The organism is Massilia sp. YIM B02443 (genome assembly GCF_030411955.1).
Lineage (GTDB): Bacteria > Pseudomonadota > Gammaproteobacteria > Burkholderiales > Burkholderiaceae_D > Telluria.
In genome coordinates, this window is sequence record NZ_JASNRA010000006.1 from 115,600 (window position 1) to 131,439 (window position 15,840).

Sequence of the window (15,840 nt, forward strand, 5' to 3'; positions counted from 1 at the left end):
ATCGTCGGCTATGAATACTCAACGCATCCTCGCTCACTTCCAGGAGAGCGCCGACCTGAAGATGAAGTCGGCTGCACTCCTCGCCCCCCACATTTCGCAGGCGGTCGAACTGATGTTCGGCGCCCTGTCCAACGGCAACAAGATCCTGGCCTGCGGTAACGGCGGTTCGGCCGCCGACTGCCAGCACTTCGCTGCCGAGCTGGTCGGTCGCTTCGAGCGCGAACGCTTCCCGCTGCCGGCCATCGCGCTGACCACCGACACCTCGATCCTGACCGCGGTCGGCAACGACTACAGCTTCAAGGAGATCTTCTCCAAGCAGGTGCAGGCGTTCGGCCAGGCCGGCGACATCCTGCTGGCGATCTCGACCTCGGGCAACTCGGGCAACGTGCTGGCGGCGGTCGAGGCGGCGCTGGAGCGCGAGATGCGCATCGTGGCCTTCACCGGCAAGGACGGCGGCCAGCTTGGCAAACTGCTGACCGACGCCGACGTGCACATCAACGTCCAGCATGCCCGCACCGCGCGCATCCAGGAGGTCCATTTGTGCGCCATTCACGCTATTTGCGACGGCATCGACGTCGCGCTGTTCGGAGGAGACGAGAATGCGTAACGCGCGCCGGCCAATGGCCGGTCTGTTGGTCAAAGTCGTATTCGGTTCGGCCCTGCTGGCATCGTTGTCCGGCTGCTTCGGCCTGATCGTGGGCGCCGGTGTCGCCGGCGCCATGTCCACCGTCGACCGCCGCACCATCGGCGCCCAGACCGAGGACAAGGCGATCAACGTCAAGGCCGAGATCAAGATGAACCAGATCGCCGGCAGCAACGGCCACATCAACGTCACCAGCTTCAACCGCAAGGTGCTGCTGACCGGCGAAGTGCGCGACGAAGCGATGAAGCAGGCGGCCGAGCGCGAAGTGCGCGCCATCGAGAACGTGGTGTCGGTGATCAACGAGCTGGAAATTTCCGGCGCGTCGAGCTACACCTCGCGTTCGAGCGACGCCCTGATCACCGCCAAGGTCAAGACCAGCCTGGTCGACATGAAGACCGTGTCGGCGGTGTCGTTCAAGGTGACCACCGAACGCGGCGTGGTCTACCTGATGGGCGTGGTCACGCCGCGCGAAGGCAATATCGCGGCCGACGTCGCCAAGGGCGTGTCGGGCGTGACGCGGGTGGTGAAGATCTTCGAATACATCGGCGAAGAAGACCCGCGCGCGACGCAGAACAATCCGACCCGCAGCTAAGCAGCTGAGCAGGTAAGTCGCTGCGCGTTGGAATCCGGAGGCGGGACTATAATGGTCCTGCCTTTTTTTTCGTCTTCCCGATGCCATGACTACTTCCCGTCCCTGGATCAAGCCCGCCGCCGCCGCCGCCGTGGTGCTGGCGCTGGCCGGCGCCGGCTATGCCTCGTTCTTCCGCGCCACGCCGGCGCCCGACGTCACCTTCATCAGCATCGCCGGCGAAAAGGTCAGCACCGAAGCGCTGCGCGGCAAGGTCGTGATGATCAACTTCTGGGCCACCTCCTGCGTCACCTGTGTCAAGGAGATGCCGGCGATGGTCGACACCTACAACAAGTTCAAGGACCAGGGACTGGAGTTCGTCGCGGTGGCGATGCAGTACGACCGCCCCGACTACGTGCTGAACTTCACCGAGCAGCGCGCGCTGCCGTTCAAGGTGGCGCTCGATTCGAGCGGAGATCTGGCGCGCCAGTTCGGCGACGTCAGCCTGACGCCGACCACCTTCCTGATCGACAAGCAGGGCAACATCATCAAGAAGTATGTCGGTGAACCGGACTTCGCGACCGTGCACAAGCTGATCGCGAAAGAACTGGCCGGCTGACCTTGTAAAGCTCAGGCTTTCGGGTACAGGATCATCTGGGTGCAGCGGAACAGGGCGATGGTCTTGCCGTTGCTCGCATCGACCACGGTCGCATCCCACACCTGCGTGGTGCGGCCCAGGTGCACGGCGGTGGCGACGCACGAGATCGTGCCTTCGCGCGCGGTGCCGAGGTGGTTCGATTTCAGTTCGATCGTGGTGAAGCTGTGTGCGCCTTCCGGCAGGTTGCTGACGCAGCCGTAGCCGGCGCAGGTGTCGGCCAGCGTGACCACGCTGCCGGCGTGCAGGTAGCCGTTGGGGGCCAGGTGATGCGGCTCGATCTTCATCTCGGCGGCCAGCTTGCCGGGGCTGACCTCGAGGATGCGGATGCCCAGGTGACCCGGCAGGTAGGTGGCGCCGAACTGGTTGAAGCTGTCGGGGGTATGTTTCGGGTTCATGCTGTCTCGGTGTTTTTATGAAAACGGCATCGTACACCGAGTGTCGCGGCTTGCGCTCGAGTGGAGCGTCTACTCATGCGCGAAGCCCTGGCGCACTCACCGCCCGCGCTTGCCCTCACGCCGTCCACTCGTCGCTTTCCCGCCACCGCGCTTGCGCGCCGCCGTATTCTGCTGCTGCAGCATGGAGTCCACCCGTTCCGACGCCTCGCGCGCCAGCTCCTGGGCCAGCTCGATGCTGGGGAAGTATTCCGGCAGCCGATATCCCAGCCACGCGTACGCCGAATACAGACGGCACGCATCCTCGACTTCCTGCAGGTTCATCATGAACAACTGCTGCGGATGCTCGTGCGGCTGCAGCCTGGTGATGCGTTTCTTGGCCAGCGACAGCGACCAGTGCTCCCACGCGCTTTGCAGCACCGGCACCCGGCTCGAGATCGGCACCAGCGACAGCATGAATTTCTCGGCCACCGACAACGGCAGCGTGTCGAGCCATTCGGCGCGCTCGTTCTGTTCCTCGGTGATGCGCGGATAGAAGAAGCCGTCCGGCACGTCGATGTTGTGGACAAACCGTTTTAACAGTTTCACCAGCGACGTCTCGCCGGTCACCGCCGAGATCCGGTGCAGCTGCTCGAGCGAAGGCGCCACCGCGAAGCCGGTCGCCGCCACCGGCGGGATCTTCTCCTTCATCAGCGAGCGCATCACGTAGTGGGTGTCGTCGTCGTAGCCGGCCACGAATCCTTCCTCGTGCACGCCATAGCGCCCGGCCCGGCCCGCGATCTGCCTGGCCAGCGCCGCCGAAATCTCTTCCTCTTCATAGCCGTTGTACTTGACCGCGGTGGTCATCACGATGCGCGCGATCGGCATGTTCAGGCCCATCGCCAGCGCGTCGGTGCCGACCACGATGTCGGCCTGGCCTTCGCGGAAGCGCTCGGCCTGGGCGCGCCGTACTTCGGGCGACAGGTTGCCGTACACTGTGGCCACCGAAAAACCCTTCTCTGTGATCATGTCGCGCCACATCAGCACTTCGCGGCGCGAGAACGCGATCACGGCATCCCCGCGGCGCAGATTGGAGAGCTTGCGCACCGCCTGCGGCTCCATCGCCAGCGGGGCCATGCGTTTCAGCACATGCACTTCGAGCGGCACTTCGAGCCGCTCGGCCAGCGCCTCGATCGCGCGCCGCGCTTCCGGCGCGCCGACCAGGTACACGACGTTCGCCGGCGCCCCGCACACGGCGGTGGTCCAGGCCGCGCCGCGGTCGCGGTCGGCCAGCATCTGGATCTCGTCGATCACGGCCACCTCGACCGGCGTTTTGGTATCCAGCATCTCGACCGTGCTGGCGACATGGGTCGCGCCTTCGGCGATGCGGCGTTCTTCGCCGGTGATCAGGCTGACCTTGATCGGGTCTCCATTCGCACCATGCGGACGCGCGGCCTGCAGGCGCTCGTAGTTCTCCAGCGCCAGCAGGCGCAGCGGCGCCAGGTAGACGCCGCTGGCGGCCTTGGCCAGCGCCTCCATCGCGCGGTGGGTCTTGCCCGAGTTGGTGGGGCCGAGCAGCGCGATGAACTTGCGCGGCATGCGGCTGGCCACCTCGAACGATTGCGGATACTCGGCCAGGTTGATGCTTTCCTTGGTGCGCGCCGCGTGCCGCTCTTCCTCTTCGCGCTCGACCGCGTGGGTCAGGCGCTGCGAGATGCGCTGGAACACGTACTCGGCCGGCTCGGAGGTTTCCAGCTCGTCCAGCACGTCGAGGAACAGCATCGGGTCCCAGCCGAATTCGTCGGCGTCTTCCGCGATGTCGCGCACGAACTCCTCGGTCTCGGCATGCAGGCGCTGCAGGTCGGCTTCAAGCGTGCGTTCCTCGAGCAGCGCGCGCCGCGCCAGCAGGTCCATCTTGCGCCACTTGCTCGGCTTGGCCAGCACGCCGCGCGCCGGCACCAGGCGGTAGGGCACGCGCAGGCCTTCGTACTCGACTTCGCCGGAAAAGCGCAGGAACACGCGCCCTTCCATCTTGACCAGCTCGATGCCGCGCCGGGCCAGGCCCAGTTCGCGTTCGAGGAAGGCGTCGTCGTCTTCGGTATTGTCGGATGGGGGAAAGTCTCGGTGGTCGCTCATGAATACAGGATGAATGTCTCGTTGCCGCCACTATATCGCGGAACACAAAACGTATTTGCCCATGCTGCGCCTACCGTGCCCGCTTGCTTCCCCCCTCGTTGCAGCCAGGATTCATTCACTACCGGGCGTCAGCGCGAAGCCTTCGTCGAGCCAGCCCGTCACGCCGCCGATCATCAATTTGACCGGCCGCCCCAGGCTGGCCAGCCGCTCGGCGCCGCGCTGGGCGCCGTTGCAGTGAGGACCGGCGCAATACACGACGAACAGGGTGTCCTGTGGATAATCGCGCAGCTTGACCTCGACCATTTTTTTGTACGGCATATTGATCGCGCCCGGCACGTGGCCTTGCGCATACGCCTCGGGGCCGCGCACGTCGAACAGGACGAAATCCTGCTGTCCCGATGTGATGGCCTGATGCACGTCGGCACAGTCGGTTTCGTATTCGAAGGCCGAACGAAAATGCGCGAGCGCGCGCTCGCTGGGGGCTGCGGGGACTGCCGAAACGATCGATGCCATGCTATGTGCTCCTGAGTGGAATGAAGTGCCAGTGTGACGGCCGCGCCCTTCGCCCGGCAGTGGTTTGCATGACAGAAACTGGTAACATCGCGCCATGCCCCATCACGTCGCCATCCTGGCCTATGACGGCCTGTGCACCTTCGAATTCGGCTGCGCGGTCGAGCTGCTCGCGCTCGAGCGGCCGGAACTCGGCGTGACCTGGTATTCGCATGCGGTGTGCGCCGTCGAGCCGGGTCCGCTGCGCGCGATGGGCGGGCTGTCGGTGCAGGCGCAACACGGACTGGAAGCGCTTGACGCGGCCGACACGGTGATCATCCCCGGCTGGCGCGATGTCGAGCAAGCGCCGCCACCGGCCTTGCTCGACGCCCTGCGCCGGGCTTGGGCCCGCGGCGCGCGCATCGGCGCGATCTGCTCGGGCGCCTTCGTGCTCGCGCATGCCGGCCTGCTCGATGGCAGGAGGGCGACCACGCACTGGCGCTACCTCGAGCGGCTGGCTGCGATGTTCCCGGCGGTCCGCGTGCAGCAAGGGGTGCTGTATGCGCAAGACGGCAACGCCATCACCTCGGCCGGCTCGGCGGCCGGCCTGGACATGCTGCTGCATCTGGTGCGTAGCGACTTCGGCCTCGATGTGGCCAGCCGCGTGGCGCAGCGGCTGGTGATACCGGCCCACCGCGACGGCGATCAGGCACAGCTGGTGGTGCGTCCCCTGCCCTCGTTCGAGCACAATGCGATCGCGCGTCTGATGGACTGGGTGCGCGAAAACCTGCGCGCCCGGCACAGCGTGGAATCGATGGCGGCGCGCGCCGGCCTGGGCACGCGCACCTTTCAGCGCCGCTTCAGGGACGGCACCGGATTGACGCCGACGGCGTGGCTGGTGCGCGAGCGCGTGATGCTGGCGGCGCGCATCCTGGAGACGCGCCCGTCACTCCCCATCGATGCCGTGGCCGACCTGGCCGGACTCGGTTCAAGCGAATCGCTGCGACGCCATTTCCGCAGCCACGGCTTGCCGCCACCGGCGCGCTATCGGCGATTGGGCGGGGCCACGACGCAATCGGCTGCAACGACAGTGTGAGCAACAGCCGCCGGCGCGCCCGCCGGCGCATTCGCCGACGCATCCGCCGCAGGTGCCGCCTGGCCAGAAGGATCGGCCGGCGGCACCGCCTGCGTCGCGCTGGAAGTAACCAGCGCGGCGCCGATCAGCGAGGAAGCATCGCCGCCGCCGCACCCCGCCAGTGAACCCAGCACCGCCAGCGTGCAGCCACGCCGCTTCCACAGCGTGGCGGCTGGATGTTGCCTCCGATGTTGCCAAATCGTCGCGTGCATGGTCTCCTCCTCGTTGGTTGACGTGCCCCGTCAACATGCCCCTTGCGGCAGGATTCTGGACAAGCTACCGTTCGAGCTTAGGAGGATGAAAGCGCGCACTTCATGGCGCAGCGCAAAGCTGGCGCAGAAATAGCCGACAAAAGTGTGCGCGGAAGCGACCGGAGCGTGGCACAAAATGCAAACAGGCGCCCGAAGGCGCCTGTCATGGCCATGCTCAAAGGCCGGCAATCAACAGCGAGTCGACAATCAGACGGCGATAATCAGGCGGCGACACCAGCGTTGTGCGCCTGCTGGTCGGCGTGGTACGACGAGCGCACCATCGCGCCCACGGCGGCGTGCACGAAGCCCATCTCGTAGGCCTTCTCTTCGAACATCTTGAAGACGTCCGGGTGCACGTAGCGGCGCACCGGCAGGTGCGAATTGGTCGGCGCCAGGTACTGGCCGATGGTCAGCATGTCGATGTCGTGCGCGCGCATGTCGCGCATCACTTCCAGGATCTCTTCGTCGGTCTCGCCCAGGCCGACCATCAGGCCCGACTTGGTGACTGCGCTCGGGTACTTCAGCTTGAAGTCGCGCAGCAGGGTCAGCGAGTGCTGGTAGTCGGCGCCCGGGCGCGCTTCCTTGTACAGGCGCGGCACGGTTTCCAGGTTGTGGTTCATCACGTCCGGCAAGCCGTCGGCGAAAATGTTCAGGGCTTTTTCCAGGCGGCCGCGGAAGTCCGGCACCAGCACTTCGATCTTGGTGTTCGGGCTCAACGCGCGGGTCTTGGTGATGCACTCGACGAAGTGGCCGGCGCCGCCGTCGCGCAGGTCGTCGCGGTCGACCGAGGTGATCACGACGTAGGACAGGCGCAGGTCGGCGATGGTCTTGGCCAGGTTGCCCGGCTCGTTCACGTCCAGTGGATCCGGACGGCCGTGGCCGACGTCGCAGAACGGGCAGCGGCGGGTGCACTTGTCGCCCATGATCATGAAGGTTGCGGTGCCCTTGCCGAAGCATTCGCCGATGTTCGGGCAGCTGGCTTCCTCGCACACGGTGACCAGGTTGTTGGCGCGCAGGATGTCCTTGATCTCGTAGAAGCGCGACGAGGCGGTGGCGGCCTTGACGCGGATCCAGTCCGGCTTCTTGAGGCGTTCGGCGTCCGCGATCGGCACGATCTTGATCGGGATGCGCGAGGTCTTGCTGGCGCCCTTCTGCTTGTCGGAGGCGTTGTATGCAGCTGCGGAGGCGATGCCGGTATCGATTTCGGAAGTCATTTGGCTCGTGCCCTGACGGGCTTTCAGTTGGAGTTGTTCGGTTCCTGCAGGGCGGCGGCAAGCGCTTGATCCAGCTGTTGCTGGCCCAGCTGCTCGACCAGTGCGCGGGCCAATGCCTGTTGCACGTCCGCCAATGGCGCTTCGACGCCCATCGTGCGCATGTCGACCGTCGCCAGTCCCGAGTAGCCGCACGGATTGATCCAGGTGAACGGGGCCAGGTCCATGGCCACGTTCAGCGACACGCCATGGTAGGTGCAGCCGTTGCCGCGCACCTTGAGGCCGAGCGCGGCGATTTTCGCGCCCTTGCGCGCACCGTCAGCGATATAGATGCCGGGCGCGCCGGCGATCCGCTCACCCGCGAGATTATACGCCCGTAGCACGTCGATGACCGCCTGTTCGATTTTTTCCACAAACTGGCGCGCATACAGCTTGCCGCCCGGCTTGTTGCGGCGCAGGTCCATCAGCAGGTAGATCACCACCTGGCCGGGACCGTGGTAAGTGACCTCGCCGCCGCGGTCGGTCTGGACCACCGGCACGTCGTGCGGCGCCAGCACGTGGCCGACGTCGGCGCCCAGGCCGAGCGTGAACACCGGCGGGTGTTCGACGATCCACAGTTCGTCGCGCGTCTCGGGCGTGCGCGCGTCGGTAAAGGCGCGCATGGCGGCGAAGGTGGGTTCGTAGTCGGCGCGGCCGAGTTCGCGGATGAGCGGCGTGGCGGGGCGGTTCAGGGACATGAATGAAGGGCGGGGCGCGGCGCCCATGGAGTGGACAGCCCCGTCATTATAAGCCAGGTAGCCAGCCCCGACACGCAGGGCGGCGGGGCGGCGTTACAGCACGATTTACAGCACCATCTTGACCATCGGGTGGGTCGACAGCGTGCGGTACACCTCGTCCAGCATCTCGCGGCTGGTGGCGCGGATGGTGACGGTCAGGCCGGTGTAGTTGCCCTTGGCCGAAGGACGGGTTTCCAGCTTGCCTTCATGGAAAGTCGGGTCGAGCTGGGTCACCAGCGCGATGATGGTGGGAGCGAAGTCGATGTGGGTCGCGCCCATCACCTTGATCGGGAAGTCGCTCGGGTATTCGATGAGGGATTCTTTCGGGTCCATGGCTGAGATCCTGTGTAAATGCTGCGGATGTAAATGCGCATTGTAGCCAAAGCCGGCGCCGCTTACCGGGAGTGATCCTGGATGTCGCTGCGCCCGCCGCGCATCGCGCGTGGCGAATCCGCGCGATCCGGGCCGCGCGGCGACGGCGCGGCGGCCGGCGGCGCCGGCGTGAACTGGCGCACCGGAGACGCCGACGGCATCGATGGCGGGCGGCTCGGCGGGGAAGACTGCATTGCCGGCGCCGGCATCGTGGCCATTTGCTGCGGGCGTTGACGGTAATCGTTGCGCTCGCCGCGGTCAGGCCGCTCGCCACGGTCGCCACCGCGGTCGCGCCAGCGCTCGCGCTGGCCATCGCGCTGGCTGTCGCGTTCCGGCCGCTGCCAGCCCGGTTGCACGCCGCTGATGCGCCCCGGCTGGAACGACGATGCCGGGTTGTCGGTCGACAGCACCGGCTGGCGCTCGCGCAGGCCCTGTTCGAACCGCTGGCCGCGCTCGAAGCGTTCGTTGCGCTCGTCGTTGAAGCGGTCGCGCTGGGCGCGTTCGCGGTTGAAACGGTCAGGGTCGAAGCGTTCGCGGTCGCGCACCGCGCCGGGGTTGTCGACGCCCGGGCGCAGGATCTCGACCCGGTTGCGTGAGGAACGGTCGCGCCAGCCCTGCGGCGGCGGCGGCGCGACACCCGGCGTGTACGGGGCGGTGAGCGCGGCGCCATTGGCGCGCGGCAGGTTCGGCACCACGATCGGCGCGCGGCCGCCGAAGTGCTGGTTCGGCACCACGGTCAGGCCGGCGCGGCGGAAGTCCGGGCGGCCGTCGCCGTCGCGGTCCCTGCCACGGCCCCAACCCTTGCCGTCGCTGCGCCAGGCATTCAGGCGCTGCAGGCGTTCGCGCGACAGGCGGTAGCCGGGCACGAAGCGGTCGCGCGGGCCGAGCGGATACCAGCCGGTGGCCGGCAGCGGACGCTGCGCGCCATGGCCGTGGAAGCCCACGTTCCAGTTGCTGCCGCCGACCCAGCCCACCAGCGCCGGCGCCCATACCGGACGCCGCACGTGGTGCCCGGGCGCCCAGGCCCAGCGCCGGTTGACCTGCACCCAGCGGCCGTAGTGGAACGGCGCGTAGCCCCACGGCGCGTTGTCGACCCAGGTCCAGCCCCAGGGCGCGATCCAGGTCCAGCGGCCGTCGCGGTAGGGCGCCCAGTCGGCCACCACGGCCGGGGTCCACAGGTTGCCGTATTCGGCGTCCACGCTCCAGCTGCCGTGGCGGTCCAGGTCTTCGTAGCCGGTCATCTCGGTGGTGACGTAGCGCGCCGAGCGCGAACTGTCGGCCAGGCGGTCGCGGCCCAGCGACCAGTCGTCGAAAGCGTCGCGCTGCGCCTGCAGGGTGCGCACGTCCTCGTCGCGTACCTCGGCGCTGCGACCGGCGCGCACCGTGAGGCTGGCGCCGGCGCCGTCGACCACGGCCGCGCCGTCGAACACGCTGACCAGGCTGGTGTCGGGCACGCGCTCGGCATCCACCCGCAGGCGGCCCGGGCCCTGCAGCGTGACCCGCGCCTGCACCGTACGCAGCTCGAATTCGGACGCCACCTCGGCATTGGCCACGCGCACGCTGGCGCTGCCGTAGTGCAGGCGCACATGCAGGCTGTCGTCGTCCAGTTCGGTGATGTCGAGCGCGCTGTCGCCGTCGAGCCGGATCGTGGCCGAGCCGATCTGCAATTCGGTGCGCGCGCCGGGCGCGGTGGTGATCAGGTTGCGGCTGGTGACCGGCCAGTTGAGCAGGGCCTCGCTGCTGGCGTCGCCGACGTCGCCGCCGATCGTGACCTTGCCCTCGACCAGCGAGATGCGCCCGACCCGGCCCGGTGCTTCGGCCCCGGCTTCGACCGTGGAGTCGACCGTGGAGTCGACGGCGTCGCCGGTCTGCAGCGCCATCCCGTCGATATCCTCGGTCGAGAGCGTCGATTGCGATTGCGCGAACGTGGAAAGCGCCGCCAGCGCGAACACGGTGGCGGTCTTGGCGAAACGGTGGGTCATGGCGGGCTCCGCAGTAGGACGACCGGGCGCGACCGAGATGGACGCGGAAGGGGGGTCGTTGCCATTACAACGCGCGTGCTGTCCAGCGGACAACGCGGGTTACAGAAAGTTTCAACTGGCGGCAGACGGAAACACAGGCGTCCGTCCATCGCCGCTTCAAGCGGCCTGGCGCTTGACGAAGAATAGCATCGAACCGATCACGATCAGCACTGCGCCGAAGAAGCGGTTCTGCAGGCGCATGGCGCGCGGGTCGCGCAGGTAGCGCTGCATCGAAGCCGCCAGCGCGGCATAGCCGTGCATCACGGTCGAGTCGATCGCGACCATGGTCACGCCCAGGATCGCCAGCTGCGGCAGCAGCGCCGCGTCCTTGGAGATGAACTGCGGCAGCACCGCCACCATGAAGATGATGCCCTTGGGATTGGTGGTGTTGGTCAGGAAGCCGGTCAGCACGCGCTTGCCGAACGAGGGATGCGCTTCCAGGCCGGCGGTGGAAGCCTGTGGCCCCACCGGCGCCGCGCGCCACTGCATGACGCCGAGGTAGATCAGGTACAACGCGCCGATGACTTTCACCACGGTGAACGCGGTGCTCGAAGCCAGCAGCAGCGAGCCGACGCCGGCGCCGGCGATGACCAGCACCAGGATCAGGCCCAGCTGCAGGCCGAGCACGGTGGCGCTGGCTTTCTTGAGGCCGTAGGCCAGGCCATGCGACATCGACAGCACCGCGCCGGAACCGGGAGAGACGGCGATCAGCGAACCGGCAATGACGAAGGCAATCCAGGTGGCGAAGCTCATGGCGGGAAATCAGGGGGGAATCAGGTGGAAAATGCGCGGACGGCGGGGCGGGGGATCGGCCGGCGCGCGACCCGGAGGGCGCGGCGCGCGGCCGGAAGTACAGGGCTGGCCGGGCCAGCCTGGTGCTTACTTCTTCTTGGTCGGATTGACCGCGGCCTTCAGGGTCGCGCCAGCCGAGAAACGTGGCGACTTCGACGCAGCGATCTTGATCACTTCGCCGGTTGCCGGGTTGCGGCCCTTGCGTGCGGCGCGCTTGGTGATCGAGAAGGTGCCGAAGCCGGTGATGCCCACCGTGTCGCCTTTTTTCAGGCGCTCGGTGATGATCTCGATGATGGTGTTCACGGCGTCGCCAGCGGCAGCGCCGGACATCTCGGTGCGCTTCGCGAATTCTGCGATCAGTTCGCCTTTTTTCATAAATCCCTCCGGGGTTAAAAGAGCGGGAAGATTAGCATAAATATTGCTGGGTGTAATCTCGCTACGGGAGGGAAATATGAAAGGAAGCCTTATACGACGCCGGTTTCCGGAAACGGCGTGCCCAGGCGCTTGCGCAGGGCGGCGTTGATCAGGGTCTGGTAGCCGGTGCCGCAGCGCTCGGACAGCGAGCGGAATTCGTCCAGCACTTCGTCGTCGAGGTAGATCGTGATGCGGGTCTTGCGCTTGGGCGCGCGGGTGCGGCGCGCCGGGGCGGCGACCAGTGCGGGGACAACGGCGGCGACAGGGGTCGGTTCGATGTTCATGGCTTCTCCTTCAGGACGACTTCGCTGGGACGAGGCTGCAGTACCGCAACCTTCTAGGCTGGACTATACGTATGCCGACTGGGGGCGGCCCGGCAAAAGCGACAAGCTGCAGATTTGCGGGGATGAAACGCAGAAAGCGGCGCTGAACCGTGTGGCTGGGGACCTTGGCCTAAGTTAAGATGATGCGAAATTGTTATTACGGAGTAATTCATGGCTGGAGCTAGTTTATTTACCTTGCTGGACGATATCGCGACCATCCTCGACGACGTCGCGGCGATGAGCAAGGTCGCCGCCAAGAAAACGGCGGGGGTGCTGGGCGACGACTTGGCGCTCAATGCGCAGCAGGTGTCGGGCGTGAAAGCCGACCGCGAGCTGCCGGTGGTATGGGCGGTGGCCAAGGGCTCGATGAAGAACAAGGCGATCCTGGTGCCGGCCGCGCTGGCGATCTCGGCCTTCGTACCGTGGCTGATCCAGCCGCTGTTGATGATCGGCGGCGCCTTCCTGTGCTACGAGGGCTTCGAGAAGCTGGCGCATAAATACCTGCACAGCCCCGCGGAAGACGCCGCGCACAAGGCCGAGCACCGGGCGGTGGTGGCCAATCCGGCGGTCGACGTGTGCGCGCTGGAGCAGGAAAAGATCAAGGGCGCGGTGCGCACCGACTTCATCCTGTCGGCCGAAATCATCGTGATCTCGCTCGGCACCATGAACGGCGAGCCGTTCATCGAGCAGGCGGCGACGCTGGTGGCGGTGGCGATCCTGATGACGGTCGGCGTGTACGGCCTGGTGGGCGGCATCGTCAAGATGGACGACGCCGGCCTGTACCTGAGCCAGAAGGCCAACGCGCTGGCGCGCGGCATCGGCCGCGGCCTGCTGGCGGCGGCGCCGCGCCTGATGAAGATCCTGGCGGTGGTCGGCACCGCGGCCATGTTCATGGTCGGCGGCGGCATCATCGCGCACGCGATCCCGGCGGTGCATCACTTCTCGGAAGGCGTGGCGGCCTCGGTGGCCGGCGTGCCTGGCGTGGGCGGGGTGCTGGCGGCGATCGCGCCGACGATCGTCGATGCGCTGGTCGGCGTGCTGGTGGGAGCGGCGGTGCTGGTGGTGGTGATGCTGGTGCAGAAGATGCGGGGGAAGAAGAGCGCTGCGCACTGAAGTCGGCAGACCGTAGATTCCCTTTCTCTCGTTAGTTCTCGAACGTCGTCCCCGCGAAGGCGAGGACCCAAGTCCTTCGCGTTGCCACTTCGATTGAAGTAAGCGATACGCTGGCAAACTTGGGTCCCCGCCTTCGCGGGGACGACGTTTTTACGCTATTGGCTCAATGCGATCAGTGCCGGCTGCGCGCTGAACTGCATACCAAACTGCTGACACCAAACCGCGGGCTGACACGAATAGCCGCCAATCCTCACTTCGGCGGCTGATCCTTGCGCGCCAGCAGCGCGCCCAGCGCCAGCCCGAGCGCCACGCCGCCATACACCACCGTCAGCGACTTCTTCGACAGCTTGCGTTCATACCCCGGCTGCAGCCGCTTGGGCGTCAGCTGGTAGTCGGTAAACGCCGCCATGGCCGAGGTCGCCGTGGCCGCCACCAGCGTGGTCACCGGACTCTTCTTGTCCAGCACCTTGCCCAGCGTGTTCTCGAAGATGAAACCCCAGAACGTCGCGCTGGCGTGGTGGATCAGGTAGCCCGGGATCGTGTAGCGCAACGAAAACCCCTGGCGCCGCTTTGCCTTGCCACCGTGTACGTAGTGGCTCACGGCATTGGTCGGCCCGAAGGCGCTGCCTGTTTCCTTCTTGCCGGTCAGCGCCATGGCCGCGGTCGAGACGATGCTCGAGGCGGCGCCGGAGATAAGTGCGCGCTGTAATGCCGAATTTTCCATACAATCCCCTTTTACATGTTGTGAAGGAAGCATGGATGCGGATCTTGCTGACAGGCGCAAGCGGTTTCATTGGACAACACCTGTTGCAGGCATTGCTGGCCGAAGGCCACCACGTCGTGTGCGCGGCAAGAAAACCCGCCGCCAGCAGCGATCCCCGTCTGAGCTACATCCATGCTGACTTCGCCAACGATACCGACAAATCCACGTGGCTGGCGCGCCTTAATCACATCGACGCCGTCATCAACGCGGTCGGCATCTTCAAACAAAACGGACGCCAGGATTTCGCGCGCCTGCACACCGACGCGCCGCGCGCGCTGTTCGCCGCCTGCGCCGAATCGCACGACGTGCAGATGGTGATCCAACTGTCCGCGCTGGGCGCCGACCGCGAGGCGCAAACCGCCTACCACCTGTCCAAGCGCGCCGCCGACGACTACCTGGCCTCGCTGCCGCTGCGTTCCTACATCGTGCAGCCGTCGCTGGTATACGGCCGCGACGGCGCCAGCGCGCGCGCCTTCCGCACCCTGGCCAGCATGCCCTTCAGCGTGCGCTTCGGCAGCGCGCGGCAGATGGTGCAGCCGATCCACATCGATGACCTGGTGGCGGCAATCGTCGGCCTGCTGCGGCACCGCTTGCCGATGCAGCCGAACATCGGCAACATCAACGGCACCAGCCTGCGCGTGCCGCTGGTCGGCCCGCAGGCAATTTCCTTTACCGACTACCTGGGAGCGCTGCGCGGCGCCATGGGCTTGCCGCGCCAGCGCGTGCTGCCGCTGCCGGGACCGCTGGCGCGGCTGGCGGCCGGCGTCGGCGGCCTGCTGCCCGGCTCGCTCCTGAACCGCGACGCCCTGCGCATGCTCGAGCGCGACAACACGGCCGACGCTGGCCTCACTGCGCAGCTGATCGGCCACCTGCCGCGCGCGGTCGACCACTTCATCCAGGACCCGGCGAGCGAACGCGCCAGCGCCAAGCTCGGCTGGTTGCTGCCGGTCCTGCGCAGCAGCATCGCGCTGGTGTGGCTGCTGACCGCGCTCGTGTCGTTCGGCCTGTATCCGGTCGAGGACAGCTACGAATTGCTGGGCCGCAGCGGCATCCCGCCCGACCTGCAGCCGCTGATGCTGTACGGCGCGGCCACGCTCGACCTGCTGTTCGGCCTGGCCATCCTGTTGCTGGCGCGGCGGCGCTGGCTGTGGCTCGCACAATTGGGCCTGATCGGGTTTTACACCATCGTGATAGCGTTCAAGCTGCCTGAATTCCTGCTGCATCCGTACGGGCCGCTGACCAAGAACCTGCCGATGCTGGCGGCGATCTGGCTGCTGTATCAACTCGAGGAAAAATGATGGACTACGTCGTGGTGAAGTGGCTGCACATCGTGTCGTCGACGCTGCTGTTCGGCACCGGCATCGGCTCGGCCTGGTACATGCTGTTCGCCACACTCAGCCGCGACGTGCGCGCGGTCGCCGTGGTGACCAAGAACGTGGTGACCGCCGACTGGCTGTTCACCGCCACCACCGCCGTGTTGCAGCCGGCCACCGGCTTTTACATGATCCACCTGGCCGGCTATCCGCTGCACAGCCCCTGGATCATGTGGTCGATCGCGCTCTACATCCTGGCCGGCGCCTGCTGGCTGCCGGTGGTGTGGCTGCAGATCCGCATGCGCGACCTGGCGGCGCAGGCGGTGCGTGCCGACACGCCGTTACCAGCGCAGTACTGGCGGTATTTCAAGATCTGGGTCGCGCTCGGAGTGCCGGCATTCGCCGCCTTCATCGCGATCTTCTGGCTGATGGTGGCCAAGCCGATGTAGGGCCACCCGGCATCCATCCACATTCTGTTGAAAGGAACACCG

Annotated in this window: 18 protein-coding genes; 7 read left to right on the forward strand and 11 right to left on the reverse strand. The window is 66.6% G+C overall.

Annotated elements, in window-relative coordinates:
- Positions 1–10: 10 nt before the first annotated feature.
- From QPK27_RS08575 to QPK27_RS08585, 3 genes are all read left to right on the forward strand, one after another.
- Entirely contained in the window at positions 11–607 is a 597-nt protein-coding gene (locus QPK27_RS08575) for a phosphoheptose isomerase (RefSeq protein ID WP_290417801.1), read from the forward strand.
- Positions 600–1,235 carry a BON domain-containing protein gene (locus QPK27_RS08580; protein WP_374047033.1) on the forward strand — a complete coding sequence of 212 codons (636 nt, stop codon included), beginning with the start codon at positions 600–602 and terminating at the stop codon, positions 1,233–1,235. Before QPK27_RS08575 ends, QPK27_RS08580 begins: the two co-directional genes overlap by 8 nt.
- Positions 1,236–1,320: 85 nt before the next feature.
- Positions 1,321–1,830 carry a peroxiredoxin gene (locus tag QPK27_RS08585; RefSeq protein ID WP_290417802.1) on the forward strand — a complete coding sequence of 170 codons (510 nt, stop codon included), beginning with the start codon at positions 1,321–1,323 and terminating at the stop codon, positions 1,828–1,830.
- 11 nt (positions 1,831–1,841) lie between these two features.
- Here the strand turns inward: QPK27_RS08585 and QPK27_RS08590 are convergent, their stop codons facing one another.
- The 3 genes from QPK27_RS08590 to QPK27_RS08600 all read right to left on the reverse strand — a co-directional run bounded on the left by QPK27_RS08590 (position 1,842) and on the right by QPK27_RS08600 (position 4,889).
- On the reverse strand, positions 1,842–2,264 hold the full coding sequence (locus QPK27_RS08590) for a PaaI family thioesterase (RefSeq protein WP_290417803.1): 423 nt from the start codon (positions 2,262–2,264) through the stop codon (positions 1,842–1,844).
- 96 nt (positions 2,265–2,360) lie between these two features.
- Entirely contained in the window at positions 2,361–4,376 is a 2,016-nt protein-coding gene (locus QPK27_RS08595; RefSeq protein WP_290417804.1) for a helicase-related protein, read from the reverse strand.
- Positions 4,377–4,487: 111 nt separating this feature from the next.
- The gene (locus tag QPK27_RS08600; protein ID WP_290417805.1) at positions 4,488–4,889 is read right to left on the reverse strand and encodes a rhodanese-like domain-containing protein; all 402 of its coding nucleotides are present in this window, start codon (positions 4,887–4,889) and stop codon (positions 4,488–4,490) included.
- Between the two features lie 94 nt (positions 4,890–4,983).
- Between QPK27_RS08600 and ftrA the strand changes: the two genes are divergently transcribed.
- On the forward strand, positions 4,984–5,961 hold the full coding sequence (gene ftrA, locus QPK27_RS08605) for a transcriptional regulator FtrA (RefSeq protein ID WP_290417806.1): 978 nt from the start codon (positions 4,984–4,986) through the stop codon (positions 5,959–5,961).
- Positions 5,962–6,472: 511 nt separating this feature from the next.
- Here the strand turns inward: ftrA and lipA are convergent.
- The 7 genes from lipA to QPK27_RS08640 all read right to left on the reverse strand — a co-directional run bounded on the left by lipA (position 6,473) and on the right by QPK27_RS08640 (position 12,121).
- On the reverse strand, positions 6,473–7,465 hold the full coding sequence (gene lipA / locus QPK27_RS08610; RefSeq protein WP_290417807.1) for a lipoyl synthase: 993 nt from the start codon (positions 7,463–7,465) through the stop codon (positions 6,473–6,475).
- Positions 7,466–7,488: 23 nt separating this feature from the next.
- Positions 7,489–8,199 (reverse strand): lipoyl(octanoyl) transferase LipB, encoded by a 711-nt coding sequence (gene lipB, locus QPK27_RS08615; protein WP_290417808.1) that lies wholly within the window; start codon positions 8,197–8,199, stop codon positions 7,489–7,491.
- Positions 8,200–8,304: 105 nt separating this feature from the next.
- A complete protein-coding gene (locus QPK27_RS08620; protein WP_290417809.1) occupies positions 8,305–8,571 on the reverse strand; it encodes a DUF493 family protein in 267 nt (88 codons plus the stop codon).
- Positions 8,572–8,633: 62 nt separating this feature from the next.
- Complete coding sequence (locus QPK27_RS08625) at positions 8,634–10,592, reverse strand: DUF6600 domain-containing protein (protein WP_290417810.1); 1,959 nt, start codon at positions 10,590–10,592, stop codon at positions 8,634–8,636.
- A gap of 156 nt (positions 10,593–10,748) precedes the next feature.
- The gene (locus QPK27_RS08630; protein ID WP_290417811.1) at positions 10,749–11,384 is read right to left on the reverse strand and encodes a LysE family transporter; all 636 of its coding nucleotides are present in this window, start codon (positions 11,382–11,384) and stop codon (positions 10,749–10,751) included.
- A gap of 126 nt (positions 11,385–11,510) precedes the next feature.
- Positions 11,511–11,798: an HU family DNA-binding protein gene (locus QPK27_RS08635; RefSeq protein WP_290417812.1), complete on the reverse strand. Its 288-nt coding sequence runs from the start codon at positions 11,796–11,798 to the stop codon at positions 11,511–11,513.
- A gap of 89 nt (positions 11,799–11,887) precedes the next feature.
- Positions 11,888–12,121, reverse strand: coding sequence for a BrnA antitoxin family protein (locus QPK27_RS08640; protein WP_290417813.1), 234 nt, complete (start codon positions 12,119–12,121; stop codon positions 11,888–11,890).
- 210 nt (positions 12,122–12,331) lie between these two features.
- Here QPK27_RS08640 and QPK27_RS08645 point away from each other — a divergent pair, with 210 nt between their 5' ends.
- Entirely contained in the window at positions 12,332–13,273 is a 942-nt protein-coding gene (locus QPK27_RS08645) for a DUF808 domain-containing protein (protein ID WP_290417814.1), read from the forward strand.
- A gap of 250 nt (positions 13,274–13,523) precedes the next feature.
- On the opposite strand, the gene QPK27_RS08650 is transcribed toward QPK27_RS08645, so the two are convergent.
- Entirely contained in the window at positions 13,524–13,997 is a 474-nt protein-coding gene (locus QPK27_RS08650) for a hypothetical protein (RefSeq protein ID WP_290417815.1), read from the reverse strand.
- A gap of 35 nt (positions 13,998–14,032) precedes the next feature.
- Here QPK27_RS08650 and QPK27_RS08655 point away from each other — a divergent pair, with 35 nt between their 5' ends.
- Entirely contained in the window at positions 14,033–15,334 is a 1,302-nt protein-coding gene (locus tag QPK27_RS08655) for an SDR family oxidoreductase (protein ID WP_290417816.1), read from the forward strand.
- Entirely contained in the window at positions 15,334–15,798 is a 465-nt protein-coding gene (locus QPK27_RS08660) for a DUF2269 domain-containing protein (protein ID WP_290417920.1), read from the forward strand. The genes QPK27_RS08655 and QPK27_RS08660 overlap by 1 nt, the downstream gene beginning before the upstream one ends.
- Positions 15,799–15,840 lie beyond the last annotated feature (42 nt).

Excerpts from the sequence above, each read along its gene's own strand:
- QPK27_RS08575 (WP_290417801.1), top strand. The coding sequence starts at position 11 with ATGAATACTCAACGCATCCTCGCTCACTTCCAGGAGAGCGCCGACCTG.
- QPK27_RS08580 (WP_374047033.1), top strand. The coding sequence starts at position 600 with ATGCGTAACGCGCGCCGGCCAATGGCCGGTCTGTTGGTCAAAGTCGTA.
- QPK27_RS08585 (WP_290417802.1), top strand. The coding sequence starts at position 1,321 with ATGACTACTTCCCGTCCCTGGATCAAGCCCGCCGCCGCCGCCGCCGTG.
- QPK27_RS08590 (WP_290417803.1), bottom strand. The coding sequence starts at position 2,264 with ATGAACCCGAAACATACCCCCGACAGCTTCAACCAGTTCGGCGCCACC.
- QPK27_RS08595 (WP_290417804.1), bottom strand. The coding sequence starts at position 4,376 with ATGAGCGACCACCGAGACTTTCCCCCATCCGACAATACCGAAGACGAC.
- QPK27_RS08600 (WP_290417805.1), bottom strand. The coding sequence starts at position 4,889 with ATGGCATCGATCGTTTCGGCAGTCCCCGCAGCCCCCAGCGAGCGCGCG.
- ftrA (WP_290417806.1), top strand. The coding sequence starts at position 4,984 with ATGCCCCATCACGTCGCCATCCTGGCCTATGACGGCCTGTGCACCTTC.
- lipA (WP_290417807.1), bottom strand. The coding sequence starts at position 7,465 with ATGACTTCCGAAATCGATACCGGCATCGCCTCCGCAGCTGCATACAAC.
- lipB (WP_290417808.1), bottom strand. The coding sequence starts at position 8,199 with ATGTCCCTGAACCGCCCCGCCACGCCGCTCATCCGCGAACTCGGCCGC.
- QPK27_RS08620 (WP_290417809.1), bottom strand. The coding sequence starts at position 8,571 with ATGGACCCGAAAGAATCCCTCATCGAATACCCGAGCGACTTCCCGATC.
- QPK27_RS08625 (WP_290417810.1), bottom strand. The coding sequence starts at position 10,592 with ATGACCCACCGTTTCGCCAAGACCGCCACCGTGTTCGCGCTGGCGGCG.
- QPK27_RS08630 (WP_290417811.1), bottom strand. The coding sequence starts at position 11,384 with ATGAGCTTCGCCACCTGGATTGCCTTCGTCATTGCCGGTTCGCTGATC.
- QPK27_RS08635 (WP_290417812.1), bottom strand. The coding sequence starts at position 11,798 with ATGAAAAAAGGCGAACTGATCGCAGAATTCGCGAAGCGCACCGAGATG.
- QPK27_RS08640 (WP_290417813.1), bottom strand. The coding sequence starts at position 12,121 with ATGAACATCGAACCGACCCCTGTCGCCGCCGTTGTCCCCGCACTGGTC.
- QPK27_RS08645 (WP_290417814.1), top strand. The coding sequence starts at position 12,332 with ATGGCTGGAGCTAGTTTATTTACCTTGCTGGACGATATCGCGACCATC.
- QPK27_RS08650 (WP_290417815.1), bottom strand. The coding sequence starts at position 13,997 with ATGGAAAATTCGGCATTACAGCGCGCACTTATCTCCGGCGCCGCCTCG.
- QPK27_RS08655 (WP_290417816.1), top strand. The coding sequence starts at position 14,033 with ATGCGGATCTTGCTGACAGGCGCAAGCGGTTTCATTGGACAACACCTG.
- QPK27_RS08660 (WP_290417920.1), top strand. The coding sequence starts at position 15,334 with ATGGACTACGTCGTGGTGAAGTGGCTGCACATCGTGTCGTCGACGCTG.